General features: G+C 69.3%; 15 protein-coding genes and 5 tRNA genes. All 20 read left to right on the plus strand.

From position 1 onward, the window contains the following. The first annotated feature begins 116 nt into the window (after window positions 1-116). On the plus strand, window positions 117-1,751 hold the full coding sequence (locus EIM47_RS08685; RefSeq protein WP_233581660.1) for a tetratricopeptide repeat protein: 1,635 nt from the start codon (window positions 117-119) through the stop codon (window positions 1,749-1,751). Then, entirely contained in the window at window positions 1,751-2,374 is a 624-nt protein-coding gene (lolB, locus tag EIM47_RS08690) for a lipoprotein insertase outer membrane protein LolB (protein WP_164514575.1), read from the plus strand. Before EIM47_RS08685 ends, lolB begins: the two co-directional genes overlap by 1 nt. After that, the gene (gene ispE, locus EIM47_RS08695) at window positions 2,359-3,237 is read left to right on the plus strand and encodes a 4-(cytidine 5'-diphospho)-2-C-methyl-D-erythritol kinase (protein ID WP_125076690.1); all 879 of its coding nucleotides are present in this window, start codon (window positions 2,359-2,361) and stop codon (window positions 3,235-3,237) included. The genes lolB and ispE overlap by 16 nt, the downstream gene beginning before the upstream one ends. 3 nt (window positions 3,238-3,240) lie before the next feature. Next, window positions 3,241-3,317: transfer RNA gene (locus EIM47_RS08700), tRNA-Gln, on the plus strand. 115 nt (window positions 3,318-3,432) lie between these two features. Then, the gene (locus EIM47_RS08705) at window positions 3,433-4,392 is read left to right on the plus strand and encodes a ribose-phosphate diphosphokinase (RefSeq protein ID WP_026010196.1); all 960 of its coding nucleotides are present in this window, start codon (window positions 3,433-3,435) and stop codon (window positions 4,390-4,392) included. Between the two features lie 150 nt (window positions 4,393-4,542). After that, window positions 4,543-5,166: a 50S ribosomal protein L25/general stress protein Ctc gene (locus EIM47_RS08710; protein ID WP_125076691.1), complete on the plus strand. Its 624-nt coding sequence runs from the start codon at window positions 4,543-4,545 to the stop codon at window positions 5,164-5,166. A 54-nt stretch (window positions 5,167-5,220) separates the two neighbouring features. Then, window positions 5,221-5,799 carry an aminoacyl-tRNA hydrolase gene (gene pth / locus EIM47_RS08715; RefSeq protein WP_028915644.1) on the plus strand — a complete coding sequence of 193 codons (579 nt, stop codon included), beginning with the start codon at window positions 5,221-5,223 and terminating at the stop codon, window positions 5,797-5,799. Between the two features lie 73 nt (window positions 5,800-5,872). Beyond that, entirely contained in the window at window positions 5,873-6,964 is a 1,092-nt protein-coding gene (gene ychF / locus EIM47_RS08720) for a redox-regulated ATPase YchF (protein WP_028915643.1), read from the plus strand. Window positions 6,965-7,063: 99 nt separating this feature from the next. Continuing rightward, window positions 7,064-7,149, plus strand: a tRNA-Tyr gene (locus EIM47_RS08725). A 70-nt stretch (window positions 7,150-7,219) separates the two neighbouring features. Continuing rightward, window positions 7,220-7,293 (plus strand) — tRNA-Gly (locus EIM47_RS08730). 38 nt (window positions 7,294-7,331) lie between these two features. Further along, window positions 7,332-7,407 (plus strand) — tRNA-Thr (locus EIM47_RS08735). A 99-nt stretch (window positions 7,408-7,506) separates the two neighbouring features. Then, window positions 7,507-8,697 carry an elongation factor Tu gene (gene tuf, locus EIM47_RS08740; protein WP_028915514.1) on the plus strand — a complete coding sequence of 397 codons (1,191 nt, stop codon included), beginning with the start codon at window positions 7,507-7,509 and terminating at the stop codon, window positions 8,695-8,697. Window positions 8,698-8,806: 109 nt separating this feature from the next. Continuing rightward, window positions 8,807-8,882, plus strand: a tRNA-Trp gene (locus EIM47_RS08745). A 64-nt stretch (window positions 8,883-8,946) separates the two neighbouring features. Continuing rightward, on the plus strand, window positions 8,947-9,360 hold the full coding sequence (secE, locus tag EIM47_RS08750; protein ID WP_019399930.1) for a preprotein translocase subunit SecE: 414 nt from the start codon (window positions 8,947-8,949) through the stop codon (window positions 9,358-9,360). Between the two features lie 13 nt (window positions 9,361-9,373). Continuing rightward, complete coding sequence (nusG, locus tag EIM47_RS08755; RefSeq protein WP_019399929.1) at window positions 9,374-9,931, plus strand: transcription termination/antitermination protein NusG; 558 nt, start codon at window positions 9,374-9,376, stop codon at window positions 9,929-9,931. Window positions 9,932-10,131: 200 nt separating this feature from the next. Next, window positions 10,132-10,560: a 50S ribosomal protein L11 gene (gene rplK / locus EIM47_RS08760; protein ID WP_019399928.1), complete on the plus strand. Its 429-nt coding sequence runs from the start codon at window positions 10,132-10,134 to the stop codon at window positions 10,558-10,560. Between the two features lie 4 nt (window positions 10,561-10,564). Further along, window positions 10,565-11,263 (plus strand): 50S ribosomal protein L1, encoded by a 699-nt coding sequence (rplA, locus tag EIM47_RS08765; RefSeq protein WP_019399927.1) that lies wholly within the window; start codon window positions 10,565-10,567, stop codon window positions 11,261-11,263. 514 nt (window positions 11,264-11,777) lie between these two features. Then, on the plus strand, window positions 11,778-12,308 hold the full coding sequence (gene rplJ / locus EIM47_RS08770) for a 50S ribosomal protein L10 (protein ID WP_019399926.1): 531 nt from the start codon (window positions 11,778-11,780) through the stop codon (window positions 12,306-12,308). A gap of 55 nt (window positions 12,309-12,363) precedes the next feature. Next, entirely contained in the window at window positions 12,364-12,738 is a 375-nt protein-coding gene (rplL, locus tag EIM47_RS08775) for a 50S ribosomal protein L7/L12 (protein WP_019399925.1), read from the plus strand. A gap of 273 nt (window positions 12,739-13,011) precedes the next feature. Continuing rightward, window positions 13,012-17,199, plus strand: a complete 4,188-nt coding sequence (gene rpoB / locus EIM47_RS08780; protein WP_019399924.1) for a DNA-directed RNA polymerase subunit beta — start codon at window positions 13,012-13,014, stop codon at window positions 17,197-17,199. The last annotated feature ends 51 nt before the right edge of the window (window positions 17,200-17,250 follow it).

Consider the following 17,250-nt stretch of genomic DNA (forward strand, 5'->3'; position numbering starts at 1 on the left):
CCCGCGCCCCGCTGCCTTTCCCGGGCCGCGCGCGCGGCTCCCGGGCCGGCCGCATGCGCCGCCTGGCCCTGTTGCTGGCCCTGGTCCTGGCGCCGCTGGCGCATGCCGGCGAGGGCATGCCTGCCGACGCGCTGGGTCCGCTGCTGGCCGGCGAGTTCGCGCTGCAGTCCGGGCAGCTGGAAGAGGCCGCGCGCTGGTACCTGGAGGCCGCCCGCGGCGCCAGCGACGACGTGCCGCTGGCCGAACGCGCCACCCGCATCGCCATCCTCGCCAACGACGACGCGGTCGCCGGCCGCGCGCTGGCGCTGTGGCGGGAGCGGGCGCCGGAGTCGCCGGCGATGCGCGCGGCCAGCGCCACGCTGGCCCTGCGCGGTGGCCATCTGCGCCGCGCAGGCTCGGAACTGGAGGCGTTGCTGGCCAGCGGCGACCCGCGTGCCTGGCGCTACGCGGCCATGGCCCTCAACGGCGGGCGCGAGCCGCGCGATACCGCGCGCGTGCTGGAGCGCCTGGTCCGGCGCGGCGCGATTCCCGCCGACATCGCCGCCTGGCAGGAGTTCGGGCGCATGGCCCTGCGCCTGGACGACCCGAAGCTGGCGCGGCGGATCATGGACGAAGTGGTCAGGCGCTTCCCGGGCGAGCCGCGGGTGGCGCTGCTGCGCGCGACCCAGCTGCAGCAGGCCGGGCAGGGCGAGCAGGCGCGCCGGATCCTGGCCCAGGTCGAACCGCAGGCCGAGGGCGACCCGGAGATCCGGGCGATGCTGGCGATGGCCTACGAGGCCGCGCGCGACCTGCCGGCCGCGGCCCGGGTGATGGCCCAGGGCCCGCAGGACACCTCGACTTACGGCGTGCGCGCCTCGCTGCTGGCGCGCGCCGGCGACACCGCCGAGCTGGCCGCGCTCTACCAGGAGCTGGCGGCCGACGCGGCCCGTCCGGACCCTTCGCGCCGCCTGCTGCTGGGCCGCATCGCCGAGTTCCTCGAGCGCCCGGCCGAGGCCCTGGACTGGTACCGCGGCGTGCCCGGCGGGCCCCAGCGCACCGAGGCGCGCATGCGCATTGCCGTGGTCCTGCACACCCTGGACCGCCAGGACGAGGCCTATGCCGAGGCACGCGCGCTGCAGGACGACGCGGCCCTGGCCGACGAGGTGCGCCGCGACGCCTACCTGCTGGAGGCGGAAATGCGCCAGCGCCAGGGGGATCCCCAGGGCGAGCTGGAGGTGCTGGGCCGCGGCCTGGCCGCCTGGCCGGACGACCCGGCGCTGCTGTACGCGCGCGGCTTGGCCTGGGAGCGCCAGGACCGGATCGACCGCGCCGAAGCCGACCTGCGCCGGGTGCTGGTGGTGGATCCGGAGAACGTGGCCGCGCTCAACGCCCTGGGCTACACCCTGGCCGACCGCACCGACCGCTTCCGCGAGGCGCTGGAGCTGATCGACCGCGCCCGCACCGCCGAGCCGGACAACGGTGCCATCGTCGACAGCTACGGCTGGGTGCTGTACCGCCTGGGCCGTACCCAGGAGGCGCTGGTGGAATTGCGCCGCGCCTGGGGGCTGATGAAGGACCCGGAGGTCGCCGCCCACCTGGGCGAGGTGCTGTGGACCCTGGGGCGCCGCGCCGAGGCTCGCCGCTACTTCGAGGAGGCCCGTGCGCTGGATCCGGACAACCGCGCCCTGCGCCGGGCGCTGCGGCAGTTCGGGATCAGCCTGGAGCCGGCCGCCGCGCCGGCGGACCCGGCCGGCCACGCGGAGGTGCCCTGATGCATGCCCGGATGCGCCTGGCGGCGCTGCTGCTGCTGCTGTTGCTTGCCGCCTGTACCAGCACCCCCACCCGGACCCCGGCCGCGGCGGTGCCGGCGGCCGAGGCCGAGCGCCAGCAGGCCCAGCGCCGGGAAGTACTGGAAGGGATCGCGGCCTGGTCGCTGCAGGCCCGGGTGGCGATCAGCAACGGCCAGAAGGGCGGCAGCGGCCGCCTGGAGTGGAACTGGCAGGACGGGCAGTACCGGATCTCGCTGGGCGCGCCGGTGACCCGGCAGAGCTGGTCGCTGTCCTCGCTGCCCGGCGGCGGCGCGGTGCTGGAGGGCATCGATGGCGGCCCGCGCCAGGGCGGGGACGCCTCCCTGCTGCTGCGCGAGGCCACCGGCTGGGAGGTCCCGGTGCAGGAGCTGGCCTGGTGGGTGCGCGGCCTGGAGACCCCGGGCGCGGATGCGATCGAATACGGCGCCGATGGCCGGCTTCAGCGGATGCGGGCCGCCGGCTGGAACATCGAGTACCAGGAATGGATGCCGCCGGCCGGCGGCCTGCCGGCCATGCCGCGGCGCATGCAGGCCGAGCGCGGCGAGGCGCGGGTGCGGCTGGTGGTGGATGGATGGAGTACCCCGTGAGTGGATGGAGCCAGTGGCCGGCCCCGGCCAAGCTGAACCTGTTCCTGCGCATCACCGGTCGCCGCACCGACGGCTACCACGAGCTGCAGACCGTGTTCCGCCTGCTGGACTGGGGTGACAGCGTGCGCCTGCGGGTGCGCGGGGACGGGCGGATCGTGCGCCACGGCGACTCGGTGCCTGGCGTGGCGGAGGCCGACGACCTCATGGTGCGCGCCGCCAAACTCCTGCAATCGCACGCCAACTGCGCGCTTGGTGCCGACATCGCCGTGGAAAAGCGCATTCCCGCCGGAGGCGGGTTCGGCGGCGGCTCGTCGGATGCGGCAACCGTGCTGTGCGCCCTGGACCGGCTGTGGGGGCTGGACCTGGGCGAGGACGCGCTGGCGGGCCTGGGCCTGCGCCTGGGCGCGGACGTGCCGGTGTTCGTGCGCGGCCGCAGCGCCTGGGCCGAAGGAGTGGGGGAGCGGCTGCGGCCGCTGCAGCTGCCCCCGGCCTGGTACGTGCTGGCCGACCCCGGCGTCCAGGTGCCGACCGCCGCCCTGTTCGCAGCCCCGGATTTGACGCGTAATTCCCCGCCCGCGACAATAGCGGACTTCGCTGCAGGCACGGTGCTCGACAATGCGTTCGAGCCGGTCCTGCGCCGCCGCGAGCCGGCCGTGCAGGCCGCGTTCGACGCGCTGGCGCGGATCGGCAGGCCCAGGCTCACCGGGACCGGCAGCGGATGCTTCGTCGAGTTTCCCGACCGTGGCAGCGCCGAGGCGGCGCTGGCGCGGTTGCCTCGCGGGTTGCGGGCCTGGCTCGCCGCCGGCGTGGACCAGTCGCCGCTCGGGGCCGCGCTTGCGCGCCCGGCGGCGGTGGAACCGTGACACAGGGGCGTCGCCAAGAGGTCCAAGGCACCGGGTTTTGATCCCGGCATCCGCAGGTTCGAATCCTGCCGCCCCTGCCACGGTCCCGCAGCCCCGTCCGCGGGGCGTGGATGCAAGACGCCGCACGGACTGCGGCAACCGCCAACAACCTTGTCCGAAACGCCAACGATCCGAGCCGCCGCCGGGATGAAGACGATGCAAGAAGACCGCAACCTGCTCATCTTCAGCGGCAACGCGAACCGTCCGCTGGCCGACAGCATCTGCCGCCAGCTGGGCGTGCGCCCGGGCAAGGCCCTGGTCTCCACCTTCTCCGACGGCGAGGTCCAGGTCGAGATCGAGGAGAACGTCCGCCGCCAGGAAGTCTTCGTGATCCAGCCGACCTGCGCGCCGGCGGCGGAGAACCTGATGGAGCTGCTGGTGATCATCGACGCGCTCAAGCGCGCCAGCGCCTCCTCGGTCACCGCGGTGGTGCCGTACTTCGGCTACTCGCGCCAGGACCGCCGCCTGCGCTCCTCGCGCGTGCCGATCACGGCCAAGGTGGCGGCCAAGATGTTCACCGCGGTGGGCACCGACCGGGTGCTGACCGTGGACCTGCACGCCGACCAGATCCAGGGCTTCTTCGACATCCCGGTCGACAACGTCTACGCCTCGCCGCTGCTGCTGGCCGACATCTGGCGCGCCTACGGCACCGAGAACCTGATCGTGGTCTCGCCGGACGTGGGCGGCGTGGTCCGCGCCCGCGCGGTGGCCAAGCGCCTGGACGACGCCGACCTGGCGATCATCGACAAGCGCCGCCCGCGCGCCAACGTGTCGACGGTGATGAACATCATCGGCGACGTGGAGGGCAAGACCTGCGTCATGGTCGACGACATCGTCGACACCGCCGGCACCCTGTGCGCCGCCGCCGCCGCCCTCAAGGCGCGTGGCGCGACCAAGGTCGCCGCCTACTGCACCCATGCCGTGCTCTCGGGCCCGGCGGTGGACAACCTCAACAACTCCCAGCTCGACGAGCTGGTGGTGACCGACACCATCCCGCTGTCGCCGGCGGCCCGCAACTGCCCGCGCATCCGCCAGGTCAGCGTGGCCGAGCTGCTGGCCGAAACCATCCGCCGCATCGCCTTCGGCGAATCGGTCAGTTCGCTGTACGTGGATTAAGAACCGGGATTCGGCATTGGGGATTGGGGATTCGTAAAAGCCCTTCCCAATCACGGATCACGAATCACCGCTTTTTTCCGGCTTCCCTGGTCGCGGGGAAGCCACCCAAGCCGCCGCGAGGCGGTTCATCAACCCAGGTAGTAAAAACAAATGGCAAATCATGTGATCAACGTCGAACGCCGCGAGGACGAGGGTAAGGGTGCGAGCCGCCGCCTGCGTCGCGCGGGCAAGGTGCCGGCCATCGTCTACGGTGGCGAGCTGCCGCCGGTCTCCATCCAGCTGGACCACGAGAAGCTGTGGCTGGCCCAGCAGAACGAGTGGTTCTACTCCTCGATCCTGGACCTGAGCCTCAACGGCGACATCCAGAAGGTCCTGCTGCGTGACCTGCAGCGCCACCCGTACAAGCAGCAGATCCTGCACCTGGACTTCCAGCGCGTGAGCGACGACCAGGTGCTGCGCGCCGCCGTGCCGCTGCGCTTCGTCAACGAGGCCAAGTCCCCGGCCGGCAAGACCGCCGGCGTGGTGATCATGCATGAGCTGACCGAGGTCACCGTGGCCTGCCTGCCGAAGGACCTGCCGGAGGCGGTCGAGGTCGACCTGTCCGACCTGGCCGTGGGCGGCGTCGTCCACCTGTCCGACCTGAAGCTGCCGACCGGCGTGGAGATCCCGGCGCTGGCCCTGGGCCCGGACCACGACGTGGCCGTGGTCGTGGCCAAGGCCGCCCAGGGCGAGGCCGACGAGGCCGCTCCGGCGGGCGAGGGCGAGGCCCAGTAAGTCCGTGCCGTCCCGCCCGGTCCGCCGGGCGGGACGACGGCCGTGTCGCACGCGATGGCAATCCGACTCATCGTCGGGCTGGGCAACCCCGGCCCGGAGCACGCCCTCGACCGCCACAACGCCGGGTTCCGCCTGGTCGACACCCTGGCCGCTCGGCAGGGCGCGCGCTTCGGCCTGGAGCCGAAGCTGTTCGGCGAGACGGCGCGGGTGGAGATCGGCGGGCAGCCGGTGTGGCTGCTGAAGCCGGCAACCTTCATGAACCTGTCCGGCAAGTCGGTGGCCGCCGCGCTGCGGTTCTGGAAGATCGAGCCGGAGCAGGCGCTGCTTGTCCACGACGAGCTGGACCTGCCCCCTGGCACGGCCCGGCTGAAGTTCGACGGCGGCCACGGCGGCCAGAACGGCCTGCGCGACACCATCCGCCTGCTCGGCCACGGCCGCTTCCACCGCCTGCGCATCGGCATCGGCCATCCCGGGCACAAGGACCGGGTCGTGGGCTGGGTGCTGGGCAAGCCGGGCAAGGACGACGATATCCTCATCGGGCGCGCCATCGACGACGCCATCGACGTGCTGCCGCTGGTGGTCAACGGCGACGTCAACGAGGCGATGAAGCGCCTCCACACCAGCAAACCGTAATTGGTGATTGGTGATTGGTGATTCGTGGAAGCCGCGAATCGCCAATCACGAATCACGAATCCCGGATCCTCACATGGGCATCAAATGCGGCATCGTCGGCCTGCCTAACGTCGGCAAGTCGACCCTGTTCAACGCGCTGACCAAGGCGGGCATCGCCGCGGCCAACTTCCCGTTCTGCACGATCGAGCCGAACGTGGGCGTGGTCCCGGTGCCGGACCCGCGCCTCAACCAGCTGGCCGAGATCGTCAAGCCCGAGCGGGTGGTGCCGACGGCGGTGGAGTTCGTGGACATCGCCGGCCTGGTGGCCGGTGCCGCCAGCGGCGAGGGCCTGGGCAACAAGTTCCTGGCCCACATCCGCGAGGTCGATGCGATCGCCCACGTGGTGCGCTGCTTCGAGCACCCGGACATCGTCCACGTCGCCGGCAAGGTCGACCCGCTGTCGGACATCGAGACGATCGACACCGAGCTGGCCCTGGCCGACCTGGACAGCGTGGAGAAGGCGCTCAACCGCGCCGAGCGCGCCGCCAAGGGCGGCGACAAGGATGCTGCGGCGCGCAAGCCGGTGCTGCTGAAGCTGCAGGCCGCCCTGGCCGAGGGCAAGTCCGGGCGCAGCGTCGGCCTGGACGAGGAGGAGCGGGCGCTGGTGCGCGACCTGTTCCTGCTGACCCTCAAGCCGGTGATGTACATCGCCAACGTGCTGGAGGACGGCTTCGACAACAATCCGCACCTGGAGGCCGTGCGCGCCCACGCCGCGGCCGAGGGCGCGGAGGTGGTGCCGGTGTCGGCGGCCATCGAGGAGGAGCTGGCGCAGCTGGACGACGCCGACCGCGACACCTTCCTCGCCGACCTGGGCCTGGACGAGCCGGGCCTGAACCGGGTGATCCGCGCCGCGTACAAGCTGCTGGGCCTGCAGACCTACTTCACCGCAGGCGTGAAGGAGGTCCGCGCCTGGACGGTGAAGGCCGGGGCCACCGCCCCGCAGGCGGCGGCGGTGATCCACACCGACTTCGAGAAGGGCTTCATCCGCGCCGAAACCATCGCCTTCGATGACTTCATCAAGTACCGTGGCGAGGCCGGTGCGCGCGAGGCCGGGCGCATGCGCCTGGAGGGCAAGGAGTACCGCGTCCAGGAGGGCGACGTGCTGCACTTCCGCTTCAACGTCTGATATGAAAAAAAGTTGCCGGAAGCGTTGACAGATCGTTTCGACATGACCAGAATAGCGGGCTGTTTCACCCCGGTCGCATTTGAGCCGCGGTGAGGTCCCGGAGGGATACCCAAGCGGCCAACGGGGGCAGACTGTAAATCTGCTGGCTTACGCCTTCGGTGGTTCGAATCCACCTCCCTCCACCAGTTTTTGAAGAGGTAACACGGAACAACGAGGCAAGGCCCGGAGCGGTAGGCCGGGAAAGCGGTTCCCCTCGCGGGAGTAGTTCAATGGTAGAACCTCAGCCTTCCAAGCTGATGGTGCGGGTTCGATTCCCGTCTCCCGCTCCATTGCGCCGCCCCCGTGGTTCCGACAACAGGTTTCCTGTGCTCACGTAGCTCAGTCGGTAGAGCACCTCCTTGGTAAGGAGGAGGTCGATGGTTCGATTCCATTCGTGAGCACCACCATTCGCGGGGATTCCCCGCAGGAGGCCAGGCGCCACGGCGCCTGGCCGCCACCACAGCAGTCACCCAAACACGAAAACGTCAGCGAGATAGGCAGCCATGTCCAAGGGTAAGTTCGAGCGCACCAAGCCGCACGTGAACGTCGGCACCATCGGCCACGTTGACCATGGCAAGACCACGCTGACGGCCGCGCTGACGAAGGTCGGTGCCGAGCGTTTCGGCGGCGAGTTCCACGCGTACGACGCGATCGACAAGGCGCCGGAAGAGAAGGCCCGCGGCATCACGATCTCGACCTCGCACGTCGAGTACGAATCGCCGACCCGCCACTACGCGCACGTGGACTGCCCGGGCCACGCCGACTACGTGAAGAACATGATCACCGGTGCGGCGCAGATGGACGGCGCGATCCTGGTGGTGTCGGCGGCTGACGGCCCGATGCCGCAGACCCGCGAGCACATCCTGCTGGCCCGCCAGGTGGGCGTGCCGTACATCGTGGTCTTCCTGAACAAGGCGGACATGGTGGACGACGCCGAGCTGCTGGAGCTGGTGGAGATGGAAGTCCGCGAGCTGCTGAGCAAGTACGACTTCCCGGGCGACGACACCCCGATCATCAAGGGTTCGGCGCTGAAGGCGCTGGAAGGCGACCAGTCGGAGATCGGCGTTCCGGCGATCATCCAGCTGGTGGACGCGCTGGACAGCTACATCCCGACCCCGGAGCGCGACGTTGACAAGCCGTTCCTGATGCCGGTCGAGGACGTGTTCTCGATCTCGGGCCGCGGCACCGTGGTGACCGGCCGCATCGAGCGCGGCGTGATCAAGGTGGGCGACGAAGTGGAAATCGTCGGCATCCGTCCGACCCAGAAGACCACCGTCACCGGCGTGGAGATGTTCCGCAAGCTGCTGGACCAGGGCCAGGCGGGCGACAACGCGGGCCTGCTGCTGCGCGGCACCAAGCGTGACGAGGTCGAGCGTGGCCAGGTGCTGGCCAAGCCGGGCACGATCACCCCGCACACCGACTTCGAGGCCGAGGTGTACGTGCTGTCGAAGGACGAGGGCGGCCGCCACACCCCGTTCTTCAAGGGCTACCGTCCGCAGTTCTACTTCCGCACCACCGACATCACTGGCGCCGTCCAGCTGCCGGAGGGCGTGGAGATGGTGATGCCGGGCGACAACGTGAAGATGTCGGTGTCGCTGATCAACCCGGTGGCCATGGACGAGGGCCTGCGCTTCGCGATCCGCGAGGGTGGCCGTACCGTCGGCGCCGGCGTGGTCGCCAAGATCCTGAAGTAAGCCCCCTGCGGGATCCCGGCGACGGGCTCCGCCGCCGGAGAAAGCGCGAAGGGCGGGCCGGAACCCCGGTCCGCCTTCGCCGTCTAAGGGAAGGTCGAGGTTCACGCGTACGCCAGTAGCTCAATTGGCAGAGCAGCGGTCTCCAAAACCGCAGGTTGGGGGTTCGAGTCCCTCCTGGCGTGCCACTTCCCCCGCGACGCGGGGCCGCAACGGTCCCCGCGCCGCAACAGTCAAGAGAGCGACAGCGACTTGAACAGCAAGATCGATCCGGCACAGACCGCCACCAGCGGCGGCGACATGGTCAAGTACGCGCTCGCGGCGCTGCTGGTGCTCGGCGGGCTGTTCGTGTGGTTCTGGTTCGGTGACGCCGCCCGTGCGGCCCGGCTGGGCCAGTGGGCCGGCCAGCTGCGGGCCCTCGCCGTCATCGCCGGCCTGGTCGCCGGCACCTTCGTGTTCATGCTCAGCGCCAAGGGCCGCTCCATGCGCGAGTTCCTGGCCGAGTCGCGCTTCGAGCTGCGCAAGGTCGTGTGGCCGACCCGCCAGGAGGCCACCCGCATGACCTGGGTCGTGGTCGCCGTGGTCGTGGTCCTGAGCCTGATCCTTGCTGGCTTCGATTTCTTCGTTAAGTGGGCGATCGAGCTGTTCCTGAACTTCGGCCGCTGAGGAGAATGTCCAAGTGAAGCGTTGGTACGTGGTCCACGCCTATTCCGGCTTCGAGAAGTCCGTCGCCCAGGCCCTGCGCGACCGCATCGCCATGTACGGCATGGAAGACCGCTTCGGCGAAGTGCTGGTCCCGACCGAGGAAGTGGTGGAGATGCGCTCCGGCCAGAAGCGCCGTTCCGAGCGCAAGTTCTTCCCGGGCTACGTGCTGGTCCAGATCGAGACCCACGACGAGAACGGCATCCCGCGCATCGACAGCGAGAGCTGGCACCTGGTCAAGGAGACCTCCAAGGTCATGGGCTTCATCGGCGGCACCGCCGACCGCCCGCTGCCGATCCGCGACGACGAGGCCGCCGCCATCCTGGATCGCGTCCAGGAAGGCGTGGAGAAGCCGCGCCCGAAGGTCCTGTTCGAGCCGGGCCAGATGGTCCGCGTCATCGACGGCCCGTTCAACGACTTCAACGGCGTGGTCGAGGAAGTCAATTACGAGAAGAGCCGCCTGCGCGTGGCCGTGCTCATCTTCGGCCGCTCCACCCCGGTGGAGCTGGAGTTCGGCCAGGTCGAGAAGGCCTGAGCCGCCGGCCCCGGCAACGGGGCCCCAAAGCTGGTATACTGCGCGGCTTCCTGTCCGGACAGCCGGGCTGCCCCGACGGCCGCCACCCAGGCGGCCTTTCGCGCGACGGGGTACATGAGTTCTACGCGAGGCCGGGACGCGTGATTTTCCCGGAACGATGGGGAGCCTGAACAGGCGTCAGCACCCGGAGATAAACAAAAATGGCAAAGAAAGTCGTCGGTTACATCAAGCTGCAGGTGAAGGCCGGCCAGGCCAACCCCTCGCCGCCGGTCGGTCCCGCGCTGGGCCAGCGCGGCCTGAACATCATGGAGTTCTGCAAGGCGTTCAACGCCGCCACGCAGAAGATGGAGCCGGGCCTGCCGATTCCAGTGGTCATCACCGCCTACTCGGACCGCACCTTCACCTTCATCACCAAGACGCCGCCGGCGACCATCCTGCTGAAGAAGGCCGCGGGCATCACCAGCGGTTCCAAGCGTCCGAACACCGACAAGGTCGGCAAGGTCACCCGCGCCCAGCTCGAGGAGATCGCCAAGGCGAAGGAACCCGACCTGACCGCGGCCGACCTGGATGCGGCGGTTCGTACCATCGCGGGCTCGGCCCGTTCGATGGGTCTGGTGGTGGAGGGCTGAGCACATGGCACTGAACAAGCGACAGAAGGCGATCAAGGCGGCGGTCGAGCCGGGCAAGGCTTACCCCATCGACGAGGCGCTGAAGATCATCAAGGGCTTCACCAAGGCCAAGTTCGTCGAGTCGGTCGACGTGGCCGTGCGCCTGGGCGTGGACGCCAAGAAGTCGGACCAGCAGGTCCGCGGCTCCACCGTGCTGCCGGCCGGTACCGGCAAGAGCGTGCGCGTGGCCGTGTTCTGCCCGCCGGGCGCCAAGGCTGACGAGGCCCTGGCCGCCGGCGCCGACGCCGTCGGCATGGACGACCTGGCCGAGAAGATGCAGGCCGGCGACCTGAACTACGACGTGGTCATCGCCACCCCGGACGCCATGCGCGTGGTCGGCAAGCTGGGCCAGGTGCTGGGCCCGCGCGGCCTGATGCCGAACCCGAAGGTCGGCACCGTGTCGCCGAACCCGGCCGAGGCGGTGAAGAACGCCAAGTCGGGCCAGGTCCGCTACCGCACCGACAAGGCCGGCATCATCCACGCCACCATCGGCAAGGCCGACTTCGCCGACGAGGCGCTGAAGTCGAACCTGCAGGCGCTGCTGCTGGACCTGATCAAGGCCAAGCCGGCGACCTCCAAGGGCCAGTACCTGCAGAAGATCTCGCTCAGCTCGACCATGGGCCCGGGCGTGACCATCGACCAGGGTTCGCTGTCCCTGAAGTGATGCAACGGCGCGCCCGCGCATGCGCGGGCGCCTTTGCGTTGCACCACCCCGGCGCAGGCCGGGAACCAGCGCCCCCGGGGCACGCCCGGGGCGCTGGAAGCTGAAGACATCGGGTCCCGGCTCCGGCCGGGACCAGGGTGAAGGAATCACCGCTGCCGCTTCGGGCTCCGCCCCGGGACGGTGGCGGCTTTTGAGGGCAGTCGGCGCCGCCACGGGCCGACAGCCGTCAAAGACCGCAGGTGCGGTCGGCGCACATCGACGACGGGCACGGATTGCTCGCTATGGCAGGGAATCGCCGTCGGTGCAGCGGGGCTGCTTAATCGGGTCCCCGGGACCTGGCCTGCGTAGATGGTGCCGCCTTCTGGATGTGTTCCCGGCACGACCGAACCTTCGGACGTACGGGTCAGAAAGGCCAGCACCGGGATGCCCCGGGCATCCCCGGCGCGCAGGGAGGGGCGCCGCCAAGGGCCGCAAGCGGCAGGAGCCGCGAGCGGAGTTCATACGGAGGAGTGTTATGGCTCTCAATCTGTCCCAGAAGAAGGAAGTCGTCGCCGAACTGGCCGACGTCGCCGCCAACGCGCACTCCCTGATCGCCGCCGAGTACGCTGGCACCACGGTCGAGCAGATGACCGCGATGCGCAAGAAGGCCCGCGAAACCGGCGTGTTCCTGAAGGTTGTCAAGAACACGCTGGTCGCGCGCGCCGTCGAAGGCACGGAATACGAGTGCGCCAAGGACGCGCTCGTGGGTCCGCTGCTGTATGCGTTCTCGACCGAGGAGCCCGGCGCCGCCGGCCGCCTGATCAAGGAGTTCGCCAAGACCAACGACAAGCTCAAGCCGAAGGTGGTCGCCATGGGCGGCCAGCTGTACCCGGCGAGCCACGTCGAGGTCCTGGCTTCGCTGCCGACCCGCGAGCAGGCCCTGGCCATGCTGGCCCGCGTCCTGGCCGAGCCGGTCACCATGTTCGCCCGCGCGGTCAAGGCCGTCGGCGAGAAGCAGGGTGGCGGCGAGGCTGCGCCGGCCGAGGCTGCCGCCGAGACCGCGTAAGCGTCATCGACGATTTCCGAATCCCTTTCCAGAAAACATTCAGAAGGTAATCACAATGTCCCTTACCAACGAGCAGATCGTCGAAGCCATCGCCGGCAAGACCCTGATGGAAGTGATGGAGCTGGTCAAGGCCATCGAAGAGAAGTTCGGCGTCTCCGCCGCCGCCCCGGTCGCCGTGGCCGCCGGCCCGGTCGCCGCTGGTCCGGCCGCCGAGGAGCAGACCGAGTTCACCGTGGTCCTGAAGGCCGCCGGCGACAAGAAGGTCGAGGTCATCAAGGCGGTCCGCGCCATCACCGGCCTGGGCCTGAAGGAGGCCAAGGACCTGGTCGAGGGCGCCCCGAAGGACGTCAAGGAAGGCGTGTCGAAGGAAGACGCCGAGAAGTTCAAGAAGGAACTGGAAGCCGCCGGCGCCACCGTCGAGCTCAAGTAAGCAGTACCTTGCATCGCCGGAACGCTCGGTGATGCGCCAAAGGCTGGGGGCGAAAGCCCCCGGCCTTCGGTCGTTTCCGGGGCCCATGGCTCCGAAGGGGCCCCGCGAGGGGCCTGCAGTACAGAAAACCCAGTTCCGCACAGGGGAGCTGGTAGTCGGAAGTAGCGGGAGATGGCGTGCTGGTGCCGGCAATACCAGCGACTACCGACTGACAGCTTCATGTTCCCCCGGGTCCGCGGACGCGCGGCCCGCACTGCCAAAGGTGGTACATCCATGACGACGTATTCGTTCACCGAGAAGAAGCGCATCCGCAAGGACTTCGGCAAGCAGCGCTCCATCCTCGAGGTGCCGTTCCTGCTGGCCATCCAGGTCGATTCGTACCGCGAATTCCTGCAGGCCGACACCGACCCCGCCAAGCGCCGCGACACCGGCCTGCACGCGGCGCTGAAGTCGGTGTTCCCGATCGTCAGCTACAGCGGCAACGCCGCGCTGGAGTACGTCGGCTACAAGCTCGGCGAGCCCGTGTTCGACGAGCGCGAGTGCCGCAACCGCGGCCTGTCCTACGGCGCCCCGCTGCGCGTGACCGTGCGCCTGGTGATCTACGACCGCGAGTCCTCCACCAAGGCGATCAAGTACGTCAAGGAGCAGGAGGTCTACCTCGGCGAGATCCCGCTGATGACCGAGCACGGCACGTTCATCGTGAACGGCACCGAGCGCGTCATCGTCTCGCAGCTGCACCGCAGCCCGGGCGTGTTCTTCGACCATGACCGCGGCAAGACCCACAGCTCGGGCAAGCTGCTGTACAGCGCCCGCATCATCCCCTACCGCGGCTCCTGGCTGGACTTCGAGTTCGACCCGAAGGACGCCCTGTACACCCGCATCGACCGTCGCCGCAAGCTGCCGGTGACCATCCTGCTGCGCGCCCTCGGCTACAACAACGAGGAGATGCTGCGCGCCTTCTTCGAGATCAACACCTTCCACATCCTGCCGGAAGGCGTGCAGCTGGAACTGGTGCCGGAGCGCCTGCGCGGCGAAACCCTGGGCTTCGACCTGTCCGACGGCGAGAAGGTCATCGTCGAGGCCGGCAAGCGCATCACCGCGCGCCACGTGCGCCAGCTGGAGCAGTCGGGCATCACCGCGCTGGCGGTGCCGGACGAGTACCTGCTGGGCCGCATCCTGGCCCACGACGTGGTCGACGCCAACACCGGCGAGCTGCTGGCCGCCGCCAACGACGAGATCACCGACGAGCACCTGGCCGCGTTCCGCAAGGCCGGCGTGTCCAGCATCGGCACCCTGTGGGTGAACGACCTCGACCGCGGCCCGTACCTGTCCAACACCTTGCGCATCGACCCGACCCGCACCCAGCTGGAGGCGCTGGTCGAGATCTACCGCATGATGCGCCCGGGCGAGCCGCCGACCAAGGAAGCGGCCCAGAACCTGTTCCACAACCTGTTCTTCACCTTCGAGCGCTACGACCTGTCGGCCGTGGGCCGGATGAAGTTCAACCGCCGCGTCGGCCGCAAGGACGTCGTCGGCCCGGCCGTGCTGTACGACCACAAGTACTTCGCCGAGCGCGCCGACGACGAGTCCAAGGCGCTGGTGTCCGAGCAGGGCGAGACCTCGGACATCCTCGACGTGCTGCGCGTGCTGACCGAGATCCGCAACGGCCGCGGCGTGGTCGACGACATCGACCACCTGGGCAACCGCCGCGTGCGTTCGGTCGGCGAGATGGCCGAGAACGTGTTCCGCGTGGGCCTGGTCCGCGTCGAGCGCGCGGTCAAGGAGCGCCTGTCGATGGCCGAGTCCGAGGGCCTGACCCCGCAGGAGCTGATCAACGCCAAGCCGGTGGCCGCCGCGATCAAGGAGTTCTTCGGCTCCTCGCAGCTGTCGCAGTTCATGGACCAGAACAACCCGCTGTCGGAGGTCACCCACAAGCGCCGCGTCTCGGCGCTGGGTCCGGGCGGCCTGACCCGCGAGCGCGCCGGCTTCGAGGTGCGCGACGTGCACCCGACCCACTACGGCCGCGTCTGCACCATCGAGACCCCGGAAGGCCCGAACATCGGCCTGATCAACTCGCTGGCCGTGTTCGCCCGCACCAACCAGTACGGCTTCCTGGAGACGCCGTACCGCAAGGTCGTGGACGGCCGCATCACCGACGAGGTCGAGTACCTGTCGGCGATCGAGGAGAACGAGTACGTCATCGCCCAGGTCAACGCCGCCCATGACAAGGAAGGCCGCCTGACCGAGGCCTTCGTGCCGTGCCGCCACCAGGGCGAGTCGCTGCTGAAGCCGGCCTCCGAGATCCACTACATGGACGTGTCGCCGATGCAGACCGTGTCGGTCGCCGCGGCGCTGGTCCCGTTCCTGGAGCACGACGACGCCAACCGCGCGCTGATGGGCGCCAACATGCAGCGCCAGGCGGTCCCGACCCTGCGTGCCCAGACCCCGCTGGTCGGCACCGGCATCGAGCGCGCCGTGGCGCGCGACTCGGGCGTGACCGTGAACGCCCGCCGCGGCGGCGAGGTTGTGCAGGTCGACGCCGGCCGCATCGTGGTCAAGGTCAACGAGGAGGAGATCTCCGGCGAGCAGGATGCCGGCGTCGACATCTACACCCTGACCAAGTACACCCGCTCCAACCAGAACACCTGCATCAACCAGCGTCCGCTGGTGCACGTGGGCGACGTGGTCGCGCGCGGCGACGTGCTGGCCGACGGCCCGTCGACCGACATCGGCGAGCTGGCCCTCGGCCAGAACATGCTGATCGCGTTCATGCCGTGGAACGGCTACAACTTCGAGGACTCGATCCTGCTGTCGGAGCGCGTGGTCCAGGAGGACCGCTACACCACGATCCACATCGAGGAGCTGACCTGCGTCGCCCGCGACACCAAGCTGGGCCCGGAGGAAATCACCGCCGACATCCCGAACGTGTCCGAGCAGGCCCTGGGCCGCCTGGACGAGTCGGGCGTGGTGTACATCGGCGCCGAGGTGCGCGCCGGCGACATCCTGGTGGGCAAGGTCACGCCGAAGGGCGAGAGCCAGCTGACCCCCGAGGAGAAGCTGCTGCGCGCGATCTTCGGCGAGAAGGCCTCCGACGTTAAGGACAGCTCGCTGCGCGTGCCGCCGGGCATGGACGGCACCGTCATCGACGTGCAGGTCTTCACCCGCGACGGCATCGAGAAGGACAAGCGCGCCAAGCAGATCGAGGAAAACGAGATCCGCCGCGTCAAGAAGGACTTCGACGACCAGTTCCGCATCCTCGAGGCGGCGATCTACGCGCGCCTGCGCACCCAGATCGTGGGCAAGGTCGCCAACGGCGGCCCGGGCCTGAAGAAGGGCGACACCATCACCGACGCCTACCTGGACGGCCTGAAGAAGTCCGACTGGTTCGCCCTGCGCATGAAGGACGACGACGCCGCCGAGGCGATCGAACGCGCGCAGAAGCAGATCCAGGCCCACGAGAAGGAGTTCGAGCGCCGCTTCGCCGACAAGCGCGGCAAGATCACCCAGGGCGACGACCTGGCCCCGGGCGTGCTGAAGATGGTCAAGGTGTTCCTGGCCGTGAAGCGCCGCATCCAGCCGGGCGACAAGATGGCCGGCCGCCACGGCAACAAGGGCGTCGTGTCCAACGTGGTCCCGGTCGAGGACATGCCGTACATGGCCGACGGCACCCCGGTCGACATCTGCCTCAACCCGCTGGGCGTGCCTTCGCGCATGAACATCGGCCAGATCCTCGAGGTGCACCTGGGCTGGGCCGCCAAGGGCCTGGGCAAGCGCATCCAGAAGATGCTGGACGAGCAGCGCGCCGTGTCCGAGCTGCGCGAGTTCCTGGGCAAGGTCTACAACCACGACAACGAGCTGTTCGGCCAGCGCGTGGACCTGTCGCAGTTCAGCGACGAGGAGCTGGTGGCGATGGCGCGCAACCTCACCGACGGCGTGCCGATGGCCACCCCGGTGTTCGACGGCGCCCACGAGGAGGAGATCCGGCAGATGCTGGAGCTGGCCTACCCGGACGACGACCCGGAGACCGCCCGCCTCGGCTTCAACGCCAGCAAGACCCAGATGCAGCTGTACGACGGCCGCACCGGCGAGGCGTTCGACCGCAAGACCACGGTCGGCTACATGCACTACCTGAAGCTGAACCACCTGGTCGACGACAAGATGCACGCCCGCTCCACCGGCCCGTACTCGCTGGTCACCCAGCAGCCACTGGGCGGCAAGGCGCAGTTCGGCGGCCAGCGCTTCGGCGAGATGGAAGTGTGGGCGCTGGAAGCCTACGGCGCGGCATACACCCTGCAGGAAATGCTGACGGTGAAGTCCGACGACGTGCAGGGCCGCAACCAGATGTACAAGAACATCGTCGACGGCAACCACGAGATGGTCGCGGGCATGCCGGAGTCCTTCAACGTTCTGGTGAAGGAAATCCGCTCGCTGGCCATCAACATGGAGTTGGAGGACGAGTAAGGCGCGCGGCGCGGCCCGCCACGGACGGGCCGCGCTTCCCCCGAATCGCCC

The organism is Pseudoxanthomonas sp. SGT-18, from assembly GCF_003931645.1.
Lineage (GTDB): Bacteria > Pseudomonadota > Gammaproteobacteria > Xanthomonadales > Xanthomonadaceae > Pseudoxanthomonas.